This window comes from Streptomyces sp. TAA040, from assembly GCF_000424845.1.
Genome location: NZ_AUKR01000020.1, coordinates 1 through 22,352, shown reverse-complemented (window position 1 = coordinate 22,352; position 22,352 = coordinate 1). Strand labels below are relative to the sequence as shown.

Genomic DNA, 22,352 nt, shown 5'->3' with positions numbered 1-22,352 from the left:
CCCGCGGGCGCCTCACGCCGCGGCGGGCGCCGCCGGTACGCCGGCGTCCCGGCGTGTGCCGTCGGCCCGGATGCCCTCGGTCGAGGCGATCGTGGACCGGAGCTTCTTCTTGAGCGCCTCGTAGAACATGCTGAGCGGGAACTCGTCGGGATGCACCTCGTCGACCAGCTTGCGCGGCGGCAGGTCGAGGTCCAGCGCGTCCGGGCCCTTGGCCCAGGTGGAGCCAGGGTGCGGTGCGAGATAGGCGGAGACCAGTTCGTAGGCCTTGAACCAGTGCACCAGCTTGGGGCGGTCGATGCCGTCGCGGTAGAGGGTTTCGATCTCCTCGCGCAGCCGGACGGTGACCTCGCGGGCCCGCTCCCAGTCGATGGTCAGCTTGTTGTCCCTCCAGCGCAGCGCGTCGTTCCGGTGCAGGTAGGCGAAGAGGAGCTGTCCGCCGAGGCCGTCGTAGTTGCGGTTGCGCTCGCCCGTGACCGGGAAACGGAACATCCGCTCCAGGAGCACGGCGTCCTGCACGTCGCGGCCCTGCGGGAAGCCGTCGGCCTCCAGCTTCACCGCCTCGTGGAAGGCGGTGAGGTCGCAGCGCAGCTCCTCCAGCCCGTACATCCAGAACGGCTGGCGCTGTTTGATCATGAACGGGTCGAAGGGCAGGTCGCCGTGGCTGTGGGTACGGTCGTGGACCATGTCCCACAGCACGAAGGTCTCCTGGGTCCGCTCCTGGTCGGCCAGCAGCCCCCGTGCCCCTTCCGGCAGCTCCAGGCTCGTGACCTCGCAGGCCGCATCGACGACCCGGCGGAACCTGGCGGCCTCGCGGTCGCAGAAGATGCCGCCCCAGGTGAACCGCTCCGGGGCCTCGCGGACGGCGATGGTCTCGGGGAAGAGCACCGCGGAGTGGGTGTCGTAGCCGCTGGTGAAATCCTCGAAGGTGATGCCGAGGAAGAGCGGGTTGTCGTAGCGGGTGCGCTCCAGCTCCGCCAGCCAGTCGGGCCACACCATGCGCAGGACGACGGCTTCGAGGTTGCGGTCCGGGTTCCCGTTCTGGGTGTACATCGGGAAGACGACCAGGTGCTGGCGATTGTTCACGCGTGCCGCCGCGGGCTGGAAGGCCAGCAGGGAGTCGAGGAAGTCGGGAACGGCGAAGCCGCCGTCGGCCCAGCGCCGCAGGTCGCCGGCCAGCGCCCGGTGGTAGGCCTCGTTCCAGGGGAGCAGCGGTGCGAGCGCCTCGACCGCGGCGGTGACCCGCTCCACCTCGGCGCGGACGGCGGCCGGGGCCGGGGCGTCCTCGGCGTCGAAGTCGATCGAACCGTCCTTCGACTGCCAGGGGCGTATTCGCTCCACCGCGTCCTTCAGTTCCCGCCATGCGGGCTCGTCGACAAGAGGCGGAAGAGGAAGAGCACCTTCATCTGTCGCACTGGACGAAAGAGTCTGCGTCATCACTGCCCCTTCACGGGAGAAAGTTGGCCGACCTCCACGGTAGACACATAACCTCCGGATACTCAACCGCGCACAGGAAATCTTGCGGCCGCAACCCGGGTTTGGATTGATATTTTCCTGCCCCCTCACCGCCACCACCCGTTCGCGGCGCCGGCGGGCCCCACGGCGGCGACCGTCCCGCGCGCGCCCCGGCCACGACCGGCTGCCCCGCGGCGCCGGATAGGCTGAGCTCGCACGACGTCCGGCCCCGGGGCCGTCGAGGGGAGCAGGAGCACTGTGTCAATGATCACCGTCGGCCATCGCGGAGTCATGGGCGTCGAACCGGAGAACACCCTGCGCTCGTTCCGGCGCGCCGAACGCGAGGGCCTCGACGTGATCGAGCTCGACCTCCACCTCAGCAGGGACGGTGGACTGGTCGTCCTGCACGACGCGGAGCTGGACCGCACCACGGACGGCACCGGACCCGTCGGCGACCTGACGCTCGCCGAGATCCGCGGACTCGACGCCGGGCTGGGCGAACGGGTGCCGGTGTTCCAGGAGGTCGTCGAAGCCGTGCGGGCACCGCTCCAGGCCGAGATCAAGGACACCGCGGCCGCCGAGGTCCTCGCCGCCGTGATCGAACGCGGGAAGCTGCACGACCGGGTGCGGGTGATCTCCTTCCACGACGAGGCGCTGCGGCGCACCCGGGCGCTGCTGCCGCACCTCCCGATCGCCGTCGTCACCGGCAGGTCCACCCCAACCGCGCCGGAGCGGGCGCGGGAACTGGGCGCCGACATGGTCTCCTGCGAGCTGCCCCGGCTCGACCCGGAGACGGTCCGGCAGTGCAGGCAGGAGGGCATCAAGGTGATCAGCTGGACGGTCAACACCGACGAGGAACTCGCCACCGCCCGCGGACTCGGCCTGGACGGGGTCGTGACCGACCTGCCGAGCATCGCGGCGGCCGTCAGCCGAGGTGCTTGACCAGTTCCTCGAACCGCAGGTCGGGACGGCGCGGGACACCGAAGCGCTCGTCGCCGTAGGGGAACGGGTGCGTCGTCCCGGTGCGCAGGTACCCCCGCCGCTCGTACCAGGCGATGAGGTCCGTGCGGGCGGTGATGACCGTCATCTGCATCTCGCCCGCACCCCACTCCGTCCGGGCGACGCGTTCCGCCTCGCCCAGCACCTGCTTGCCGAGGCCGCCGCCCTGGCACCCCGGCCGTACCGCGAACATGCCGAAGTAGGCCACCGGCCGTCCGCCGGGCCGCGCCCGCCGCTCCAGGTGGCAGCAGGCCAGCAGCTCGCCCTCGCGCTCCGCGGCGAGCACACGGCTCCCCGGAGCACCGAGCACCGCGCGCACCGCGTCCCGATCGGTCCGCTGCCCGTCCAGCAGATCCGCCTCGGTCGTCCACCCGGCCCGGCTCGCGTCGCCCCGGTAGGCGGACTCCACCAGGGCGACCAGCGCCGCGGCATCGGCTTCGGTGGCGTACCGGAAAGCGAGCGCGGGATTCTGTGCGACGTCCATGCCCCGAGCCTACGGGGCCCGCCGGAACCCTTCGCGGCCGCGGCGGCGTCCCGGTGCGATCCGTAGGCTCAGGGCATGGTGCACGTACTGAGCAGCCGGGTGCTCCTGCACCCGACGGACCCGCAGGCCGCTCGGGACTTCTACGGAAGCGCGCTCGGCCTGGACATCCACCGCGAGTTCGAGACGGGTGAGGGACGCGCCACCGTCTACTTCCTCGGCGGCGGCTTCCTGGAGGTCTCCGGACGCGCGGACGCCCCCTCGTCGCCGGGGCTTCGGCTGTGGCTCCAGGTGGCCGACGCCGAAGCGGCGCACCGCGAGTTGACCGGGCGCGGGGTGCGGGTGCTGCGTCCGCCGGTCCGCGAGCCGTGGGGGCTGGTGGAAATGTGGCTCGCCGCCCCGGACGAGGTCCGGATCTGCGTCGTGGAGATCCCCGCCGACCACCCGATGCGCTACCGCCCGGCCCTCTGATCCCGCACGCTCCCGTCCGTGCACCGGTGCGCTCCCCGCCCAGGTGGTGCGCCGGCCCGGCGACCGGGCAGCCTTCCCGTCGGTCCGAATGGGGAGGTGCGCGATGCACGGTCAACCGCTGGTCGGCTGGTTGCTGGCCGCGGTGTGCGCGTCGGCAGCTGCGGTCTGCCTGCTGCGGATGCGCGGTGCGGCGCCCGCTCAGCGCAGCACCTCGGCCGTCGAGGCGCTGATGGGCGGGGCGATGGCCGCGATGGCGCTGCCGCTCGACACCTCCGCGCTGCTGCCGCCCGCCGCACGGGCGGGCGCGTTCGCCGCGCTCTTCGCCGCGACGGCGCTCCGCTGCCTGGTGCTGCTGCTCCGCCGGGCACCGCACCAGCTTCACCACCTGGTGGAGGCGCTGGCGATGGTCCACATGTCGCTCGCCATGGCCGCGGCCTCCGGCGGGCAGCACGCCGGGCACGCCCCGTCCCCGAACGCCGCGGCGTCCCTGGCCACCGGGGCCCTCCTGCTCTACTTCGGCCTCTACGCGCTCCGCGCGGGGGCCGCACTGGTACCGGCGGCCGCACCCGCCGGACACGGTGTCCTGCGGCCCGCCGGCGGGACCTCCTGCGGCCCGTCGTCAGACGGCTCCGCCCGCGGGCCGCTCGCGCCGCCCGAGGTCGCGACCGCGTGCCGACTGACGCTGGCGCTGGGGATGTTCGCGATGCTCGCCGGGGCGTGAGCGGGCGCTCGGCGCAGACCCGAGAGGGCTCTCCGGGGCGCGGGGGCGTGACGTGAGGCGTGCGTCACTTCGGTGGTGGTGACGTACCCCGGGTCAGCGGGCCGCTCTAACCTGGCAGGCATGATGGTCGCGCTCGCGCTTCTGGTTCTGGGCGGTCTGACCGCGGCGACGGCGCCGCGCGTACTGGCCCGTGCCTCCTGGCCGGACCGGGAACCGGTGCTGGCCTTGTGGGTGTGGCAGTGCGTGGTGGCGGCGGTCCTGCTGTGCTGCGTGCTGGCGATGGCGCTCAGCGCCGCTGAGGCCTGGCACGCCATCCGCGGCCCGGTGTTCGGACCGGCCCCCCAGCAGGTGCTGGAGGCGTACGCGCTCTCCGCGGACGGGCAGACGTGGGCGGCGGTGCTCGCCGTCGCGCTGTTCGGCGGTGGCGCCTGGACGGCGGCCATGCTCGGCCGCGAGATCCTCGGCGCGCGGACGCGCCGCCGGCGGCGCCGCACCGAGCTGCAGACCCGATCCCCTCTGCTGCCCGGCGAGGAGAAGGACTCCGACGAGCGGCTGATCGTCCTGGAGGACGAGCGCGCCGAGGCGCGCTGGCGCCCTGGGAGCACCCCCCGACTGGTGATCACCACTGCCGCGCTGCGCCGTCTGCGGGGCCGTCAGCTGGACGCGGTGCTCGCGCACGAGGAGGGCCACGTCCGGGCCCGGCACGACTGGCTGCTGCACTGCTCGGCCGCACTCGCCGCGGGCTTCCCGCGGATGCTGGTCTTCCGCGCCTTCCGGCATCAGATGCACCGGCTGGTGGAGCTGGCCGCCGACGACGTCGCCTCGCGCAGGTACGGGCGGCTCACCACCGCACTGGCGCTCGTCGGCCTCAACGAGGACCGCGGCGTGTTCGGCCCCTGCCCGTCGCAGGGCACCCAGGTGCCGCAGCGGGTGAACCGGCTGCTGGCGCCCGCCGACCGCCTCTCGGTCGCCCGGCGGCTGCGGGTGACGGCACTCGCCTCGTGCGTCCCGGTCCTGCCGCTGCTGGTGGCCTTCCTGCCCGGTCTCCGGGCCCTGGGGTAGTTTCGGGCGCATGACCACTTCGCGGATCGACGGCGTGCTGTTCGACTTCTCCGGAACCCTCCTGCGGGTCGTTCCCACGGACACCTGGCTCCGGTCGGCGCTCGACGAGGCCGGGCTGCGGCTGCCCGAGGACGAGCAGCGGAATCTGGCGGAGGAGCTGGTGCACTTCGGGGCACTGCCCGGCGGCCCCGCCCCCCGCGCCCTTCCTGCGGAGCTGGAGCCGCTGTGGCGGGAGCGGGACACCACGGCGGAGAACCACCGCGCCGCGTACACGGCCCTCATCCGGCGGGCGGGACTGCCGGATCCCGCACTGGCGGACCTCCTCTACGACCGGCACCTGCTGCCGGAGTCGTGGCGGCCGTACCCGGACGCGCGGGAGGTGCTCGACGCGCTGCGGGAAGCCGGCGTGCCGGTGGCCGTGGTGAGCAACGTGGGCTGGGACGTCCGGCCCGTCTTCCGGGCGCACGGGCTCGACGCGGGGGTGGGGACCTACGTGCTGTCCTTCGAGCACGAGCTCCAGAAGCCGGCGGCGGGGCTGTTCGGGGTGGCCTGTCGGGCGCTGGACCGTGCGCCGGAGCGGGTGCTGATGGTGGGCGACGACAGGGTCGCGGACGGCGGGGCGACGGCGCTCGGCTGCGCGCTGCACCTGGTCGACCACCTCCCGGTGGACGAACGCCCCCACGGACTTCGTCCGGTGCTGGACCTGGTGGGCTGAAGCGGCCGGCTCCGCGCGTCGGAGCACACGACCAGGGCAGGCGAAGGCATCTTTCCTACCCGCTGCCACGGGCGGGAACCGTGCAGCGGGGGTGTTCCCGGAGGGATCTGCGTCACACCGGCGCACGCCCACCAGTGGGGGCATCTGCGGCCCGACCTGCGGCAATGCGCCAGATCGGGCGAATCGGGCGCATCGGCACTGTCGGTGGCTCCGTCTACTGTGGGACACATGACCACCTCACCGGACAACTCCCCCGCGCCCACGGCCCACGAGGCGAACCGTGACATGCGTGCGTTCGCGGCGGTGCCCCGGTCCTGGACGCCCGAGGAGCTGGCCGAGTTCGCCAAGCTCAGGGAGAACTGGCTCGACGCCGCGCTGCGGGAGATGGCCAAGGCCGCCTGAGCGCGCCTCTCCACTTCAGCGCGTCCCGCCGCCGAGCCGCGCGGCCGAGCGCGCGCCGCACTCGGCTGCGGGCGCCCCGAAACCGGTCTGCCGACCGACCACCCTGCCGCGCACAGCCCCGGTACGGGCGATCCCCCGCGTCGCCCGTACCGGAGTCGGATTGCGGAAACGACCGACCCACGGCCCTCCGCAAGACCTCGCTGAGTATATTGGCTCGTAGCCAGTCAACGCAGGAGTACAGGATGTCCCCTCGGAGCGCATCGGTCAATGAAGAGTTGCGCCGGCGCTCGCGCGAGCGATTGCTCCAGGCGACGATCGAGCTCGTCCGCGACCGCGGCTTCGAGGCGACCACGCTCGGCGACATCGCGGACCGGGCCGGCGCGGCCCGGGGGCTGGTCTCCTACTACTTCCCCGGCAAGCGGCAGCTCCTCCAGTCCGCCGTCCACCGGCTGATGCGCCTGACCCTCACGGCAGGCCTCGACAGGGAGCCGCCGCCCACGGGCCCCGACGCCGGCCGGGAGACCCTGGCCCGTGCCATCGACGCGATCCTGAGCCTCGCGCGAGACGAACCGAAGCTGATGCGCACCCACATGGCGGGCATCCTCCAGCAGGAGGGCTTCGTCCAGTGCGACGAGCAGCAGCGGCTGGCCGCCCTGCTGCACGGGGCGATGGTGCGCTACGGGAGCGCGCAACCGGACGTGGAGTACCCGTTGCTGCGCGCCCTGCTGATGGGCGCCGTCGTCGCGGTGCTGCTGCCCGGGGCGCCGATGCCGCTGCCGCGGCTGAGGGCCGAGCTGTTCGGCCGGTACGGACTGCGCTGGGACATGGGGGACCCCCCGGACAGCGGTCCGCCCGAGGGGTCTTCGTTCGCGGCTCCGGCGGAGCTCAGTGATAGCGCGGCTGGCTCTGCACGTTGAGCTCGTTCAGCCGTACCCGCTTCGCCGGGTCGGTCCTCCGGTCGTCGAGGCGCAGGACGTCGAGGCCCCGCTGGTCGTTGGAGTAGATCCGTCCGTTGTAGTAGTAGGCCGACCACGAGCCGCCGAAGGAGAGCACGTCGGTGCTCTCCGGGCCGCGCTCGAAGTAGGCGATCTCCCGGGGCCGCTCGGAGTCGGTGAACTCCCAGACGGAGACCCCGCCCTGGTACCAGGCCTGCACCATGATGTCGCGGCCCCTGACCGGGATGAGCGAGCCGTTGTGCGCCACGCAGTTCTCGGTGTCGGCCTGGTGGCGGGGGATCTTGTAGTAGCCCCGGAAGGAGAGCTGCGACTTCTTCCCCTTGCCGCGGACGTGGTAGATCCCGTTCGCGCCCTTCTCCTCGCCCACCTCGGCGTTGCAGGTGGCGCTGCCACCGCCGCCCAGCTCGTCGGTGAAGACCACTTTGCGGCCGTCGCTGCTGAACGTGGCCGAGTGCCAGAAGGCGAAGTTCTCCCGGTCCTGGACCCGGTCGACGACCGTGGGCCGCTCGGGCCTGCTGATGTCGAGCAGCACCCCGTCGCCCATGCAGGCTCCGGCGGCCAGCTTCAGCGCGGGAAAGGCCGTGATGTCGTGGCAGCCGGAGGTCTCGCGCTTCTCCGGCCGGTCCGGGTCCCCGGGGAAGCCCCCGTCGGGGAAGAGCCCGGCGAACCCGGTGAGCGAGGCCTTCTGCGGCGACTCCCGCGGCACCTTGACCACCGAGATGCCGTCGTGCGGTGGTTGGCAGTCGGGGAAGGAGGCGCTGGGGAAGTAGGAGGAGACGTAGACGTAAACGTTCTTCCTGGTGGGCACCACGGTGTGGGTGTGCGAGCCGCAGGGCGTCTCGACGGCCGCTTCGTAGCGGGGGTTCGCCTTGTCGCTGATGTCGAAGACCCGGACGCCCTCCCAGGACTCCTCCTCGGTGGCCGGCTGCGAGGTGCTGCGGCAGCTGTCGTCGCTCCGCGAGGAGTCGACCGAGAGGAACAGCAGGTCACCGGAGACGGAGACGTCGTTCTGCGCGCCGGGGCAGAGCACCTCGCTCACGGTCCTCGGCGACTCGGGACGGCTGATGTCGTAGACGGTGAAGCCGTCGTAGTTGCCCGCGAAGGCGTAGCGGCCCTGGAAGGCCAGGTCGGAATTGGTCCCCTGGAGGGCGCCCTTGGGCACGTTGGCCAGGTGGGTGATGTTGCGGCTGTGGTCGATCTCGCCCGAACCGGGGACGTCCCCGTCGCGGATCGCGGCCTCGGCCCTCGCACGGTCGCTCCCGTCGACCTTCCCGGTGGCCGGCGGGCCGTCCCCCGGATCGGGGGTGGCCGCGGCCGGTCCGGCCGTCAGCAGGGCGGCGAGCATGCCGAGTGCGGCTGCCGCGACGCCCCAACGTCTGCGCCGCACGGGGGGTGTGTGCAACGGCGTCACTGCTTCCTCCTCTGATCCGCAACCTGCCGCCCGGACCCTCCCGGGTGGTTCACGGACCCCGGAAGTATGGCGTAGGCATGTACACACCAACAGTGGGAATCGCCCCTGTGACCGACACCCGCCACCCGACCGGTCCGGCTCCCCGGTGGGAACAGGGACACACCGCACCGGCCCCCACGGAGGATCACGTGACCGCACGCCCCCGCACCGCGTACACCGCCGCGCTGGCCTCCGCACTGGCCTCCGCGGCGCTTCTCACGAGCTGCACCGGCGCATCGAGGCAGGCAGCGCAGCCGGACGACGGCGCGCGGGTCATCGCCCCCGGAGAACCCGGCCGGACGTCCGGCACCGTCTCGGTCGAGGAGGCGCGCGAGGCGGGCGACAAGCAGAGGCGGCCGAACGGGGCGGACTTCCGGTTCATGACGATGATGGTCGAGCACCACCGGCAGGCACTCACCATGACGGATCTGGCCGAAAGGCACACCTCCGACGGAACGGTCGGGAAGCTCGCGGAACGGATCGAGACGGCCCAGCGCCCCGAGATCGCCACCATGCGGGCCTGGTTGAAGCGCAACGACGCCGAAGGGCGCGCCCAGGGCGCCGAAGGGCACGACCACGCCGCCATGCCCGGCATGGCGACCGAGGAGCAACTGGGCGAGCTGCGGGCGGCCCGCGGCGCGGACTTCGACGAGCTCTTCCTGACCCTGATGGCCACCCACCACCGGGGGGCCGTGACCATGGCCGAGGACGTACTGGCCGACGGGAACGACGTGACGGTCGAGGAGATGGCCACCGAGATGGCCGCCCAGCAGAGCGCGGAAGTGGCCAGAATGCGCACGCTGGACTGAGTCCGGGCCCTCGCCGTCCCGCGGGTCGCGGGGCCGCGGCGGGGCGGGTCCGGCCACGGCCCCGCCCCGCCCGTGAGCGCCGTCCTCCTGCCGGCCCGGCGACCGGGCGCACCCCGCCGACCTGCGGCGACGGCGTCGGGGCGCGAGTGTCGGTGGTCGGGTGCAGACTTGCTGCCATCCCGGTCAACAGCAGCCTCCGGAGGTCACCGCCATGACGGACGTACTGCTCGCAGTGGGCACCCGCAAAGGTCTCTTCCTGTTCCGGCGCAGAAACGGCGCCTCGTGGGAGGTGGACGGACCGCATTACAAGGAGCAGGCCGTCTACGCGGCGGCCGTGGACACCCGCCGCGCCGCCCCCCGCATCCTCGTCGGCGGGGACAGCAGCCACTGGGGCCCCTCGGTCTTCCACTCGGACGACCTCGGCCGCACCTGGCACGAACCGTCGCAGCCGGCCGTCCGCTTCCCCGGGGACACCGGCGCGTCGCTGGAGCGGCTGTGGCAGCTCACGCCGGGCGGCGCCGACGAACCCGAGGTGGTCTACGCCGGCACCGAGCCCGCGGCCCTCTACCGCTCCACCGACGGCGGCAGCTCCTTCACCCTGACGCGTGCCCTGTGGGACCACCCGACCCGCGAGCAGTGGCAGCCGGGCGGCGGAGGGCTCGGTCTGCACACCGTCCTGGTGGACCCCCGCGACTCCCGGTCCGTCACGGTGGCGGTATCCACCGGGGGCGTCTACCGCACCGGGGACGGCGGGGAGAGCTGGGAACCGGCCAACCGCGGCGTCTCGGCCGTCTTCATGCCGGAGCCGGAGCCGGAGTTCGGCCAGTGCGTGCACAAGGTGGCCCGCGACAGCGTGGACCCTGACCGCCTCTACCTCCAGAACCACTGGGGCGTCTTCCGCAGCGACGACGCCGGGGGCAGGTGGTCGGCGATCGAGGCCGGACTGCCGTCCACCTTCGGCTTCCCCGTGGCCGCCCACCCGCACCGGGCGGACACCGCGTACCTCTTCCCGCTCAACGCCGACTCCGACCGCGTACCGGCCGAGCGCCGCTGCCGGGTCTACCGGACGCAGGACGCCGGCACGAACTGGACGGAACTCACCGTCGGCCTGCCGGAGGGACCGCACCATGGCGTGGTGCTCCGCGACGCGCTGTGCACCGACAACGCCGATCCGGCGGGCGTCTACTTCGGCAACCGCAACGGCGAGGTCCACGCCAGCGCCGACGACGGCGACTCCTGGACGCAGCTCGCCTCCCACCTTCCGGACGTCCTGTGCGTCCGGGCCACCCTCCTCTGAAGGGCCCTCCCCCGGCGACCACCCGCGTGCCCCGGCCCTCCCGGCAGAGCCGGGGACGGTGCGGGCCCCGCTGCGGCACCACCACCGACGCCACCGCGCCGCAGCGCGAACCCGCACAGGAGACCCCGTGCCCACACCAGGATTCACCCCTCACACGCTCGACGACGCGGCCGCGCCGCCGCCGCGGCCGCCGAGCTGATCAACACCGGACCCGGCCTGTCCTACGCCGTCGACGGGGTGCAACTCGCCGACATCGAGAGCGACTGCCTCGACCTCGCCACGGATCCCGACGGGATGCCCGACGAGCTGCACGCCGCGTTCACCACCACTGGCACGCTCGCGTACGACTGGCTCGGGCCCGGCGAGACCGACGGCGACGCCGGCATGCGGGCGCTCTGCGCTCTCGCGGGCCTGCGGTTCACCCTGGAGGACCTGCGCCGGATACCGCTGCTGGTGGCGCCCTTCGGCTGAGCGCGCCGCACGGCCCCGCCGGTACGCACCGCAGTCGCCCCCGAGCAGCAGATCAGGGAAGGCGCCAGTCCACCGGCGGGGCGCCCTGGCCGAGGAGGAAGTCGTTGGTGCGGCTGAACGGTCGGGAGCCGAAGAAGCCCCGGTCCGCCGACATGGGTGAGGGGTGGGCGGATTCGACCGCCGGTACCTCGCCGAGCAGCGGGCGCAGGTTGCGCGCGTCGCGGCCCCACAGGACGGCGACCAGCGGCTTGCCGCGTGCGGCGAGGGCCCGGATGGCCTGCTCGGTGACGTCCTCCCAGCCCTTGCCCCGGTGCGCAGCCGGCTTGCCGGGGGCCGTCGTCAGCGCCCGGTTGAGCAGCAGGACACCCTGCCGGGTCCAGGGCGTCAGGTCGCCGTTGGAGGGCCGGGGCAGGCCGAGGTCCGTGTGCAGCTCGCGGAAGATGTTCTCCAGGCTGCCGGGCAGGCGCCGCACCTCGGGCGCCACCGCGAAGCTGAGGCCGATCGGCATGCCCGGCGTCGGATACGGGTCCTGACCCACGATCAGTACCCGTACCTCGTCGAAGGGCTGCTGGAACGCACGCAGGACGTGCTGCCCCGCGGGCAGGTAGGTCCGCCCCGCGGCGATCTCCGCCCGCAGGAAGTCCCCCATCTCCGCGACACGCCCGGCCACCGGCCCCAGGGCCTCGGCCCAGCCGGACTCCACAAGTTCACTCAACGGTCGTGCTGCCACGTCGCGTCACTCTACCGGCCCGGCCCCCTGACGGTCGATCACGCGGGCAGGGCCGCCCGGAGCGTGGCCTACGCTTGCCGCCGAGCGTCACTCCTTCTTCCCTCCGGAGCCGGTGCATGAGGTCCCGCACAGTTCGCCCCACGAGCCGGCCTCCGCGGGTGCCCGGTCGGGGCCTGCCGCCCACCGGCCGCCGCCCCGCCCCGGCTGCCGGGCCTCCGACGTGACCGACTGGGTGCTCGGCGTGGACTCCGGGGGCTCCGGACTGCGCGTCGCCGTCGCTCCCGCACGGGAACGCCCGCCGGCCAGCCGGATCGTCACGGCCCCGCCGGCCCCCACGGGGCCCGACGGCATCGACGCGGGCGCGGTCCTGGCCGCCGTGCTGCCCGCTGCGCGCGAGCTGCTGGCCGAAGCGGCGGGCCACGCGGGGCGCGTCGGCGCGGTCTGCCTCGGCGCCGCCGGGCTGACCGGGCTGGGTGCCGACCTCCGCGGCAAGCTCCCCGGCGCCCTGCGCGACGCGCTTGGCGTGCACCGGATCGCCGTGGCCGCCGACGCGGTCACCGCCTACGCCGGGGCGCTCGGCCAGCGACCGGGCACCGTCGTGGCCGCGGGCACCGGACTGATCGCGCTGGGCACCGACCTCGGGTCCTGGCGGCGGGCGGACGGCTGGGGCCACCTGCTCGGCGACGCGGGCGGCGGGGCCTGGATCGGACGGCTGGGCCTGGAGGCGGCGCTGCGAGCGCACGACGGCCGTGAGGGCGGCTCGGCCGCGCTGCTGGCCGCCGCCGAGGACCTCTTCGGCCCGGTCGCGGGGCTGCCTGCGCAGCTCTACTCACGCACCGACCGGGCCGCGGTGCTCGCCTCCTTCACGCCCGCCGTGGCCCGCTGCTCCGCCCGGGACGAGGTGGCGGGCGGCATCCTCTGGGCGGCGGCCCGCGAGATCGCCTGCGCGGCGGCCGCCGTGTGCCCGGAGGGCGCGGGCAGCGGGCCCGCGCTGACCGGTGGCCTGTTCCGGCTCGGCGAACCGCTGCTCGGCCCGCTGCGGTCGGCACTGGCTGAGCGGCTTCCGTCAGCCGTACCGGTTCCGGCCGAGGGGGACCCGCTGGCCGGGGCCCTGCTGATCGCCTCCCGGCTGACCACCGGTTCGCTGCGCCTCCCGCGGGAGAGCGGCCTGCTCGAGGTCTTCTGACTCGCCCGGTGCCCGCCGGCCCGAGCGCCGCAGGGCACATCGCCCGGGGGAACACCGCACGGCCGCAGGCGGGCCGGCCAGCCGGTCGCGACGTGGTGGAACGCGGTTCCGGCCCCGACAGCCGTTGGCGGAAGCAACCAAGACAGCCGTCGTTCCGATCCGGCGACTCGCGGGAGGAATCGTGACATAGCAGTAGTCCTCGACCCCGCCCGAACAACCAAGCCCATCAAGGCATTAGCATGCGGCGCCATGAGCTCCTCCATTGGGCCCGAAGGTGGCCTGCCCGTACGAATGCCGCGTCCCCGCCAGCCCGGACGGCACCGCCGGCCGGAGCCCGTCGTCGCGCCCGAGGGCGCCCCTGCCCTGGTCCTGGCCCTGCCCGGCACCCCGAGCGCGGAGCACCGCGGACTGGCCGAGGAGATCGTGAGCATAGCCCGCTCCGAGCTGCCCGGGCTGAACGCGCGCATCGGCTACCTGGAGGGCGACGACGAGGAGTTCCCGAAGCTGGAGACCGTCCTCGCGAAGGCCGGCTCCGAGCACGGGAGCCCCCAGGGGGACGGCCTCGACGACAGCGCCGCCGAACAGGCCGCCGAACAGGCACCGGCGATCGTGGTGCCCCTGCTGGCCGGGCCGGACGCCGCGCTGATGCGAAGGATCCGCCAGGCCGTCCTGAACAGCGGATCCGGCGCGCAGCTCACCGATGTGCTGGGGCCGCACCCACTGCTGGCCGAGGCCGTGCACGTGCGGCTGTCCGAGGCAGGTCTGGCGCGTGCCGACCGGGCCAGGCTGTTCACCGTGGCGACCGCCGCGGACGGGATCGTCCTGGTCACCCTCGGCGGCGAGGAGGCGGTGCAGGTGGCCGGCATCACCGGGATGCTGCTCGCCGCGCGGCTCGCGGTGCCGGTGCTGGCGGCGGCGCTGGACGACGAGGGCGCGGTGGCCCGTGCGGCGGAACAGCTGCGGACGTCCGGTTCGCAGCAGCTCGCCCTGGCACCCTGCCTGATCGGCCCCGAGGTCCCGGAGGGCCTGCTCTCCGCAGCGGCCAAGGAGGCCGACTGCCAGTCCGCGGAGCCGCTCGGCGCCTATCCGGGACTGGGCAAGCTGGTCGCCTCGGCGTTCGGTGTCCAGGCGGGCATCGGCAAGGAGCAGCCCACCCAGGGGGCCTCGGCGCACTGAACGGCGAGCGGCGGACGACCGGCGGACGGTCGAAACGCGGGAGCGGGCCCCGGGAGGCGGCGGGGCCCGCTCCGCCGTTTCCGGGCCCCGACCGGAGCCGTTCCGCCTTCCCGGGACGGCTCCGGTCGGTGGCGGCCCCTCAGCCGAGGACCACGCAGCTCGCCGCCGGCACCCGGACGCTGCCGGCGGCCCGGGGGACGCCCGTGACGGGGTCGACGTCGAACCAGGCCACGTCGCCGGAGCGCTCGTTGGCCGCGTAGAGGTGCCGGCCGGCCGGGTCGACGGCCAGGTCCCGCGGCCAGTGGCCCCCACAGGGGACCGTCTCCGTGAGGGTCACGGCGTCCCCGTCCAGGGCCAGGACCGCGATGTTGTCGTCCCCCCGGTTGGCCGCCCAGGCGAACCGCCCGTCGGCCGAGACGACGAGGGCGGAGGGGTAGTTGTCGCCCTGCGCACCGGCGGTCCTGGTGCTGTACCGGCCGAGCGGCTCCAGCGTGCCCTCGACTCCGTGCCATCGGCAGACCCCGAGCGTGGAGTCCAGCTCGTTGATCACGTAGAGGTACTCGTCCGCGGGGTGGAAGGCCAGGTGGCGGGGCCCGCTGCCGGACCACAGCGGGAACTCGCGGTGCGGGAGGGGTTCGGCCGCCGCATGATCCAGCCGGTAGACCCATACGGAGTCGGTGCCGAGGTCCGCGGAGAGGAGCCAGCGCCAGTCGGCGTCGGCGACCACGGAGTGGGCGTGCGGCCCCTGCTGCCGTTCGGCGTCGGGGCCGGAGCCCCGGTGGGGCAGGACCGCGGGCGGGTGGCCGTTGAGGGTCCCGTCCGCCTCCACAGGCAGGGCGCTGACGCTGCCGGAGGCGTAGTTCGCCGTGAAGAGCTTCCCGGCCGCGACCGTGAGGTGGGTCGGGGCGTCGCCGCCGACCGCGACCGCGGGCCCGGACAGCGCAGGACGGTCCGGATCGGCCAGCGAGAAGGCCGCGACCGCTCCCGGGCCGGTCTCGCTCACCGCGTAGAGGGTCCCGGAACCAGGCGCGAGCGCCAGGTACGACGGGTCGGCGACCGCGTCGGTGTGGTCGAGCAGGTGGAGCCCTCCGCCGTCGGGGTCGACCTCGGCCGTGCTGATGCCGAGTCCACCCGCGGAGGTGAAGGAACCGATGTACGCCCTTTGCCCGTAGCCCCTGGCACCCACTGAACCGCCTCTTTCCCGCCCGTTCACCGGGCAGAGATCACACCCCCGGTAGTTGTCCAGCCGACGGTAACAGTTGGTCTGGACCAGACTCGCGGCGAAGGCCGGGCCGCCTCGCGGTTTTACCGTCTGTTGGTCGAACAGGCCCCACGCCGTCACATACCGCCCACGCGCCGTACTCCACTCCCGCACCGGCGCGGTACGGATTGGAGCGCGGTTCCTCCGCACGGGCGGGGTCAAGGCGGACGGGCGCCGCCCGGCCGACACGGTTGTGCGGCGAGCCGGCCACTTGAGCAGGGACTCGCTCAGCGGGCGGAAGGAGACGCCGCCAGCGGGGCTCGCGGCGGGCTGTGCAGGGGGCCGGCCAGCTCGGTGAGCAGGCTCTCCAGACCGTGCAGGTGCCCCAGGGCCGCCTCGGCGGCCGCGGGGCGGTGCCGGTCCCGGAGCATGTGTGCCGGTGGCGGCGGCGCGATCGCCACCGGGCGCGGCGGGTGGTGCCCGGTGGACGCCGGTACGCGCGGCACCACCGCGCGGACGGCGTACTCGACCCGCCGGGCGGCCTCCGTCAGCCGGTCGTCGTGCGAGGCCTGCGGATCGGCGGCGACGGCGGCGAGCCCGCGCACCTGGTACGCGCAGTCGTCCAGCAGCGCGATCACCTGGCGGGCGCGCGCCTTGCGCGCGCGCAGCGGGCTCAGGGGGTGCAGGAGAGGAGCCAGGGAGACCCGTGCCCGGCCGAGCACCGCCTCCAGTTCCGCGACCAGCGGAGCCGGATCGGCGTCCCGGTCCCCCGCCAGGCGGCGCCCGGCGGCCGCGGTGCAGCCGTGCACCAGATGCACCGCGCGCTCGACCCAGGCATGGGTAGCGGCGTGCGTCGTGACGGGCAGCACCAGCAGCACCGCGGCCACGGCGCCGAGCGCCCCCGCGCCGGTCTCCGCCAGGCGCAGCGCCAGCAGAGCCGGGTCGAGTACACCGAGCAGTCCGTACAGCAGCGCGACCATCAGGGTCACCGCGAGCATCATCCAGCTGTAGGAGACCGGAGCCGTGTAGAAGATCGCGAAGACGCAGAGGCCGACCAGCGCGGCGGTGGGCGCGAGGGCCCCCTGGACCGGGACAGCGATCAGCAGCCCCGCGGCGATCCCGCAGACGGTCCCGAACACCCGCCGGAAGCCGCGCACCAGCGTCTCGCCGCGCGAGGAGGTGTTCACGAAGATCCACCACGCGGCCCCGACCGCCCAGTACCAGCGCTCCTGCGAGAGAAGCTGCCCGGCGGCCAGGGCGAAGGCGCCGGCGGCGGCCACCTGGACCGCCTGCCGGGTGGTGGTGCGCCCCAGGCCCGAGCCCGGCAGCACCGCGGGAGCAGCCGGGGGCGGCTGCCGGCGTTCGTAGCACCACAGCCCGAAGCGGACCGTCGAGGAGGCGAGCAGCGCGAGGGCGACCGCCGTGTACAGCTCGACGAGCTGGCCGGGGAGGGTGTGCAGGAACTGCGCCACGAAGAAGGTCATGAACCCGAAGACGCCCAGCGCGTGGCCGCGCGGACCCCAGCGGCGGACGTAGACGCCCGCCGCGGCCACGGCGAGGAACGACGCGTCGCGCAGCAGGGGGTGGTCGTGCAGACCGGCCGCGAGGGCCAGCACCGGGAACCCGACAGCGGGAAGCAGCACGGTGGTGCGGACCTGGCCGCGCACCGTCGGGTCGGTGACCGTGAAGAGGGCCAGCAGTGCGGCGAGCCCGCCGGTGATGACGGCGGGAAGCGTGTGCCCGGCAGCCGCACACGCGGTCACAGCGGCCCCGATGCCGAGGACGGACCGGATGGCGCTGCGCAGCCGCAGCCGTCCCGGGTCCGGAACCACGAACACCCTCTTGAGCACCGGCTGCGTCCTCTCCTCGTCCCGGCATGGCAAAGGCGCCGCGGAAGCAGCAGCGCCTTCCGTCAGCGTAGCGCAGTCGGGCCCGACCGCCCGCCGGCACCCGGCCGCCTGCCGCCCGGGGCCGGACAGGCACGGACGGGCCGGAGTGCCGGGGCCGCATCGGCGGCGGCGAGCGGGGATGATCCGGGTATGGACGAAGCTGCCCGACCCTCCCCCGACGCCGACCGAGGTCCAGCGGCCGAACGGGTCCGGATGGGCTCACCACGCGGCCGGTGGGTGCTGCTCACCACCGTGCTCGGCTCGGGCATGGCGATGCTGGACGGCACCGTCGTCAATATCGCGCTCCCCCGCATCGGCGCGGACCTGGACGCGGGGCTGTCGGTGCTCCAGTGGACGGTGAACGCCTACCTGCTCACCCTCGCCGGGCTCATCCTGCTCGGCGGAGCGCTGGGCGACCGCTTCGGCCGGCGGCGGGTGTTCGTGGTGGGAGTGGTCTGGTTCGCCCTGGCCTCGCTGCTCTGCGGACTGGCCTGGAACTCCGGTGCGCTGATCGCGGCCCGGGCACTCCAGGGGGTCGGCGGAGCCCTGCTCACCCCGGGGTCGCTGGCACTGATCCAGGCCACCTTCCACCCGGACGACCGGGCACGGGCAGTCGGCGCCTGGTCCGGGCTCGGCGGGGTGGCGGCGGCCGTCGGCCCCTTCATCGGCGGCTGGCTGGTGGACGGGCCCGGCTGGCGGTGGGTCTTCCTGCTGAACCTGCCGCTCGCCGCGCTGTGCGTGCCGGTGGCGCTGCGGCACGTCCCGGAGACCCGCGATCCGTCGGCGCACGGCCGGTTCGACGCGGGCGGAGCCGCGCTGGCGGCGCTGGCGCTGGGCGGGATCACCTACGCCCTGATCGCCGCCGCCGAGCCGGATCCCGGCCCGGCCGTGGCCGTGGCGGCGGTCGCGGGGATCGTGCCGGCGGTGGCCTTCGTCGTGCGGGAACGGCGGATCGCGTCGCCCATGCTGCCGCTCGGCATCTTCCGGTCCCGGCAGTTCAGCGCGGTCAACGCGGTGACGCTCTGCGTCTACGCGGCCTTCGGCGGGTTCTTCTTCCTCTCCGTGGTGCAGTTGCAGGTGGTGCTGGGCTACTCGGCGCTCGCGGCGGGCACCGCTCTGCTGCCGACCACCGTGCTGTTGCTGCTGCTGTCGGCGCGGTCCGGCGCCCTCGGCAGGCGCATCGGTCCCCGGCTCCCCCTGACTGCCGGTCCCCTGCTGTGCGCGGCGGGCATGCTCCTGATGGTGCGGGTGGGCCCGGGTGCGTCGTACCCGACCGCGGTGCTGCCCGCCCTGCTGGTCCTGGGCTGCGGGATGGTGCTGCTCGTCGCCCCGCTCACCGCGACCGTTCTGGCCTCGGTGGACGTCTCGCGGGCCGGGCTGGCCAGCGGCATCAACAACGCGGTGGCACGGGCGGCCGGGCTGGTGGCGGTCGCGGCGCTGCCGCTGCTCTCCGGCATGGGCGAGGACGCCTACCGGGACCCGGCGGCCTTCGACGCCTCCTTCCGGCGGGCGATGGTGCTGTGCGCGGCGGTGCTGGTGGTCGGCGCGGCCCTCGCCGCGGCGACCGTACGGCGGGACGTGCTGGCGGCCGGCGGCACCACGGCCCCGGAGCCGCAGCCCGCGGCGCCCGAGTGCCGTACGCACTGCGCCCTGAGCGCACCCCCGCTCGATCCCGGAGGGGCTCCGCGGTGTCCACCGCCCGTCGACCGGTCCCTGCCCGGCTGACCGCGCCCTCCGTCCACCGCCCGCCGGGCAGCGGGCAGGGGGCTTCGGGGGTGCCGTCCCCACGGCTTCCACCCGAGCAGCTCCGAATCCCCCCGGGTGCCCTCCCGCACCGTCGGGAGGAGGGAGGCCTTAAGGGGGCGGCCTCCCCACCTGCCGCGCGGCGCCGCCGGGGCCCCGGCGGCCGGGACATCCGGCCCGTCAACGGCGGTGGACGCTGACCGCATAGCCGCCACCGTTGTAGGGATCGGCGTCCCAGGTCGCGAAGCGGTCGACGAGAGTGAGAGCGGCCGCGGCGCAGGAGTCGTCGTACTCCGGCAGCGTGAGGCCCGGGGGCACGGGCAGGTGGACCTCGTCCAGGCCGAAGCCGGCGACCAGGAGGCCTCCCGGGCGCAGGGCGGCGGACAGCCGCCGCACCACGGCGGTCTCGGTGCCGGGAGCGAGCAGGGGAAAGATGTTCCCCGCGGCGACGACCAGGTCGAAGCCCGCTGCGATGCCGAGCAGCGCAGGATCGAACTCTGCCAAGTCCTGCTGGAACCACGGCAGTCGCGGAGCCTGCTTCCGCGCCGCCGCCAGCATCGACGCGTCGAGATCCACCCCGACGCAGTCGTACCCGAGTTCCGCGAGCCGGATCATCACCCGCCCGGTACCGCATCCGGCGTCCAGCACCCGCGCTCCGGCAGGCACGAGCGCGGCGCAGAACCGCGCCTCACCGTGCACGTCCACACCGCTGCGAGCCAGGGCCCCGAACCGTGCGGCGTACTCCTCCCCGGACGTCTTCCCGGTCAACTCCGTCCAGCGGCTCATGCGAGCCAGTCTGACATCCTCTCCGCCCCGAAGGGCGGACGTTCCCGCCTGCCTGCCGGTGGTCACCGACTGGGGCTTCGGGGCTCCGGCTTCTCCGCGCTGCGCCGGGACGCGTCCCGGTCCCAGCCGCGCGCGGCAGACAGCGGCACCCTGGGTGACACATCTCACACCCCTGCACGTACCTACTGGTCGGTATGGTCGGAGGGTCATCGACGCATGGAGGCTTCATGGCTGCGACCAACCGCCAAGTCCGTTTGGCGTCCAGGCCCGTGGGCGACGTGAAACCGGAGAACTGGGAACACGTCTCCGCGGACGTTCAGGAGCCGGGACCGCACGCTTTCGCCGGGCGGACCCGGTTCCTCTCGCTCGACCCGGCGATGCGCGGCTGGCTCGACGACCGCCCCTCGTACCTGCCGCCGGTCGGCATCGGTGACGTCATGCGGGCGGCGTCGATCGTCGAGGTGACGGCCTCGCACCACCCGGAGTTCCAGCCGGGCGACCATGTGGTGGGGACCTTCGGCGTACAGGAGCAGATCGTCTCCGACGGCAAGGGCGTCCGGAAGATCGACACCTCCCTCGCACCCGCCCCGACCTATCTCGGCGCCCTCGGCATGCCGGGCATGACGGCCTATTTCGGCCTGCTCGACGTCGGCGCCCTGGAGCCGGGCGAAACCGTCGTGGTCTCGGGCGCGGCGGGCGCCGTGGGCACCATGGTCGGCCAGATCGCCAAGGTCAAGGGCTGCCGCGTCGTCGGTATCGCCGGCGGAGCGGCCAAGTGCGCCCTGCTCACCGAGGAGCTGGGGTTCGACGCCGCCATCGACCACCGGACCGGCGACGTCCGCGCCGCACTGCGCGAACAGGCACCCGACGGGATCGACGTCTACTTCGACAACGTCGGGGGCGACATCCTCGACGCCGCGCTCACCCGGCTCGCGATGCACGCCCGGGTCGTCGTGTGCGGGGCGATCAGCCAGTACAACAGCGACACCGGCGTCCGCGGACCGTCCAACTACCTCTCCCTGCTGGTCCGCCGCGCCCGGATGGAGGGGTTTGTCGTCCTCGACTACTCCAAGCGCTATCCGCAGGCCGCACGGGAGGTCGCCGGCTGGATCGCCGAGGACCGCGTCAAGGTCAGGGAGCACCTCGTGCGGGGCACGGTCGACGACTTCCCCGCCACCCTCCAGATGCTCTTCCGCGGGGAGAACACCGGCAAGCTCGTCCTGGAACTGACGTGAGCGGCGACCGGCCGACGGCGGCCGGCCCCGCTACGGCTCCCGGCAGCACCGCGGCGCAGGACCCCACTCCGCTGTACGGCAAGACCGCCCTCGTCACCGGCGCAGCCGGCGGTCTGGGCCGGGCCACGGCCCTCACCCTGGCCGCCGCGGGCGCGGACGTCGTGGTCGCCGATCTCGACACGGAGGGCGGGCAGGAGGTGGCCGACCGGATCGGCGGGCACTTCCACGCCTGCGACGTGTCCGACCCGCACGCGAACCGATCCCTGGTCGAGTACGCCGTCGAGCTGTGCGGCGGTGTCGACATCGCCGTCCTCAACGCGGGTGTCTCCACCGGGTGCGGGGTCGGCGAGGACTTCGACCTGGCACGCTACCGCCGCGCGATGGGCGCCAACCTCGACGGCGTCGTCTTCGGCACCCACGCCGCCCTCCCCGCTCTCCGGGCACGCGGGGGCGGCTGCATCATCGCCACCGCCTCCCTGGCCGGGCTCGCCGCGGTGCCCCTCGACCCCCTCTACGCCGCCAACAAGCACGCCGTCGTGGGCCTCACCCGCTCCCTCGGCCCCGCCCTGGAGCCCGAAGGCATCCGCTTCAACGCCCTCTGCCCCGGATACGCGGAGACTCCGATCATCGACGAGCTGCGCGACATCCTCGCCCGGCAGGGGACCCCGATCATCCCCACGCAGACCGTGGCCGACACCGTGCTGCGCCTGGTCCTCGGGGACGGCACCGGGGAGTGCTGGGTGATCCAGGCGGGCCGGGAGCCGGAACCGTTCCGCTTCCGCGGCGTCCCCGGCCCAAGGTCATTGCGTGATCGCGATCTGTCCGGGTTGATCACGTAAGGCCCAGAGCTGTCAGAGGCCGCCGGTGGTCGCGGCCGGTGTGCCGGAGGGCGGCGGCGATGTTGGTGTCGCCGTTCTGCCGGAAGATGCTGATGGCGAGGTTGCGTAGGCCGGCCATGGTACGGGGCAGGTGTCCGGTGCGGACCTTGGAGTCGTCCTCGCGGAAGGTCCGATCACGGACGTGGTGCAGGAGGTTCTCGATGCCCCAGTGACCTCTGATCCAGGAGGCGAGTTCGGCCGGGGTGGCGTCGAAGACGTCCAAGCTCGTGATCACGTAGACC

General features: G+C 73.9%; 22 protein-coding genes and 1 pseudogene. 15 read left to right on the top strand and 8 right to left on the bottom strand.

Annotated features, from left to right (window positions below; genetic code table 11):
* Nucleotides 1-12: 12 nt before the first annotated feature.
* A complete protein-coding gene (locus tag H300_RS0116815; RefSeq protein WP_028428359.1) occupies nt 13-1,434 on the bottom strand; it encodes a DUF6421 family protein in 1,422 nt (473 codons plus the stop codon).
* Between the two features lie 276 nt (nt 1,435-1,710).
* On the opposite strand from H300_RS0116815, the gene H300_RS0116810 reads away from it, so the two are divergent.
* A complete protein-coding gene (locus H300_RS0116810; protein WP_028428358.1) occupies nt 1,711-2,394 on the top strand; it encodes a glycerophosphodiester phosphodiesterase family protein in 684 nt (227 codons plus the stop codon).
* Here H300_RS0116810 and H300_RS0116805 read toward each other — a convergent pair.
* Nucleotides 2,378-2,935, bottom strand: coding sequence for a GNAT family N-acetyltransferase (locus H300_RS0116805; RefSeq protein ID WP_028428357.1), 558 nt, complete (start codon nt 2,933-2,935; stop codon nt 2,378-2,380). The genes H300_RS0116810 and H300_RS0116805 overlap by 17 nt on opposite strands.
* A 75-nt stretch (nt 2,936-3,010) precedes the next feature.
* Here H300_RS0116805 and H300_RS0116800 point away from each other — a divergent pair, with 75 nt between their 5' ends.
* The 6 genes from H300_RS0116800 to H300_RS0116775 all read left to right on the top strand — a co-directional run bounded on the left by H300_RS0116800 (nt 3,011) and on the right by H300_RS0116775 (nt 7,220).
* Nucleotides 3,011-3,403: a glyoxalase superfamily protein gene (locus H300_RS0116800; RefSeq protein ID WP_028428356.1), complete on the top strand. Its 393-nt coding sequence runs from the start codon at nt 3,011-3,013 to the stop codon at nt 3,401-3,403.
* Between the two features lie 103 nt (nt 3,404-3,506).
* Entirely contained in the window at nt 3,507-4,124 is a 618-nt protein-coding gene (locus H300_RS0116795) for a DUF5134 domain-containing protein (RefSeq protein WP_028428355.1), read from the top strand.
* Between the two features lie 120 nt (nt 4,125-4,244).
* A complete protein-coding gene (locus H300_RS0116790) occupies nt 4,245-5,186 on the top strand; it encodes a M56 family metallopeptidase (RefSeq protein WP_028428354.1) in 942 nt (313 codons plus the stop codon).
* A gap of 10 nt (nt 5,187-5,196) precedes the next feature.
* Nucleotides 5,197-5,901 carry an HAD family hydrolase gene (locus H300_RS0116785; protein WP_028428353.1) on the top strand — a complete coding sequence of 235 codons (705 nt, stop codon included), beginning with the start codon at nt 5,197-5,199 and terminating at the stop codon, nt 5,899-5,901.
* Nucleotides 5,902-6,129: 228 nt separating this feature from the next.
* Complete coding sequence (locus H300_RS31535) at nt 6,130-6,303, top strand: hypothetical protein (protein WP_158678377.1); 174 nt, start codon at nt 6,130-6,132, stop codon at nt 6,301-6,303.
* A gap of 242 nt (nt 6,304-6,545) precedes the next feature.
* Complete coding sequence (locus tag H300_RS0116775) at nt 6,546-7,220, top strand: TetR/AcrR family transcriptional regulator (RefSeq protein WP_028428352.1); 675 nt, start codon at nt 6,546-6,548, stop codon at nt 7,218-7,220.
* Here the strand turns inward: H300_RS0116775 and H300_RS0116770 are convergent.
* Complete coding sequence (locus H300_RS0116770) at nt 7,189-8,670, bottom strand: LVIVD repeat-containing protein (protein ID WP_028428351.1); 1,482 nt, start codon at nt 8,668-8,670, stop codon at nt 7,189-7,191. The genes H300_RS0116775 and H300_RS0116770 overlap by 32 nt on opposite strands.
* A 188-nt stretch (nt 8,671-8,858) precedes the next feature.
* Between H300_RS0116770 and H300_RS0116765 the strand changes: the two genes are divergently transcribed.
* The 3 genes from H300_RS0116765 (at nt 8,859) to H300_RS27370 (ending at nt 11,286) form a co-directional block, all read left to right on the top strand.
* A complete protein-coding gene (locus tag H300_RS0116765) occupies nt 8,859-9,518 on the top strand; it encodes a DUF305 domain-containing protein (protein ID WP_028428350.1) in 660 nt (219 codons plus the stop codon).
* Nucleotides 9,519-9,729: 211 nt separating this feature from the next.
* The gene (locus H300_RS0116760; protein ID WP_028428349.1) at nt 9,730-10,815 is read left to right on the top strand and encodes a glycosyl hydrolase; all 1,086 of its coding nucleotides are present in this window, start codon (nt 9,730-9,732) and stop codon (nt 10,813-10,815) included.
* Nucleotides 10,816-11,052: 237 nt separating this feature from the next.
* The gene (locus tag H300_RS27370) at nt 11,053-11,286 is read left to right on the top strand and encodes a hypothetical protein (RefSeq protein ID WP_051270119.1); all 234 of its coding nucleotides are present in this window, start codon (nt 11,053-11,055) and stop codon (nt 11,284-11,286) included.
* A gap of 52 nt (nt 11,287-11,338) precedes the next feature.
* On the opposite strand, the gene H300_RS0116750 is transcribed toward H300_RS27370, so the two are convergent.
* Entirely contained in the window at nt 11,339-12,016 is a 678-nt protein-coding gene (locus tag H300_RS0116750) for a uracil-DNA glycosylase (protein ID WP_028428348.1), read from the bottom strand.
* A 220-nt stretch (nt 12,017-12,236) separates the two neighbouring features.
* On the opposite strand from H300_RS0116750, the gene H300_RS0116745 reads away from it, so the two are divergent.
* Together H300_RS0116745 and H300_RS0116740 are read left to right on the top strand one after the other, a co-directional pair.
* The gene (locus H300_RS0116745) at nt 12,237-13,202 is read left to right on the top strand and encodes a BadF/BadG/BcrA/BcrD ATPase family protein (RefSeq protein ID WP_028428347.1); all 966 of its coding nucleotides are present in this window, start codon (nt 12,237-12,239) and stop codon (nt 13,200-13,202) included.
* 249 nt (nt 13,203-13,451) lie between these two features.
* Complete coding sequence (locus H300_RS0116740; protein ID WP_106966858.1) at nt 13,452-14,378, top strand: sirohydrochlorin chelatase family protein; 927 nt, start codon at nt 13,452-13,454, stop codon at nt 14,376-14,378.
* A gap of 139 nt (nt 14,379-14,517) precedes the next feature.
* Here H300_RS0116740 and H300_RS0116735 read toward each other — a convergent pair whose 3' ends face one another.
* Nucleotides 14,518-15,564 (bottom strand): lactonase family protein, encoded by a 1,047-nt coding sequence (locus H300_RS0116735; protein WP_028428345.1) that lies wholly within the window; start codon nt 15,562-15,564, stop codon nt 14,518-14,520.
* Nucleotides 15,565-15,866: 302 nt separating this feature from the next.
* A complete protein-coding gene (locus H300_RS0116730) occupies nt 15,867-17,429 on the bottom strand; it encodes an FUSC family protein (protein ID WP_028428344.1) in 1,563 nt (520 codons plus the stop codon).
* A gap of 189 nt (nt 17,430-17,618) precedes the next feature.
* Between H300_RS0116730 and H300_RS0116725 the strand changes: the two genes are divergently transcribed.
* Complete coding sequence (locus H300_RS0116725) at nt 17,619-19,193, top strand: DHA2 family efflux MFS transporter permease subunit (protein ID WP_028428343.1); 1,575 nt, start codon at nt 17,619-17,621, stop codon at nt 19,191-19,193.
* A 198-nt stretch (nt 19,194-19,391) separates the two neighbouring features.
* Here H300_RS0116725 and H300_RS0116720 read toward each other — a convergent pair whose 3' ends face one another.
* Nucleotides 19,392-19,997, bottom strand: coding sequence for a class I SAM-dependent methyltransferase (locus H300_RS0116720; protein ID WP_028428342.1), 606 nt, complete (start codon nt 19,995-19,997; stop codon nt 19,392-19,394).
* A 227-nt stretch (nt 19,998-20,224) separates the two neighbouring features.
* Here H300_RS0116720 and H300_RS0116715 point away from each other — a divergent pair, with 227 nt between their 5' ends.
* Entirely contained in the window at nt 20,225-21,232 is a 1,008-nt protein-coding gene (locus tag H300_RS0116715; protein ID WP_028428341.1) for an MDR family NADP-dependent oxidoreductase, read from the top strand.
* The gene (locus H300_RS27365; RefSeq protein ID WP_486583915.1) at nt 21,229-22,071 is read left to right on the top strand and encodes an SDR family NAD(P)-dependent oxidoreductase; all 843 of its coding nucleotides are present in this window, start codon (nt 21,229-21,231) and stop codon (nt 22,069-22,071) included. The genes H300_RS0116715 and H300_RS27365 overlap by 4 nt, the downstream gene beginning before the upstream one ends.
* On the opposite strand, the pseudogene H300_RS0116705 reads toward H300_RS27365, so the two are convergent.
* Nucleotides 22,064-22,352: pseudogene (locus tag H300_RS0116705) on the bottom strand (ISAs1 family transposase); the annotation flags it as partial. The gene H300_RS27365 and the pseudogene H300_RS0116705 sit on opposite strands and share 8 nt — an antisense overlap.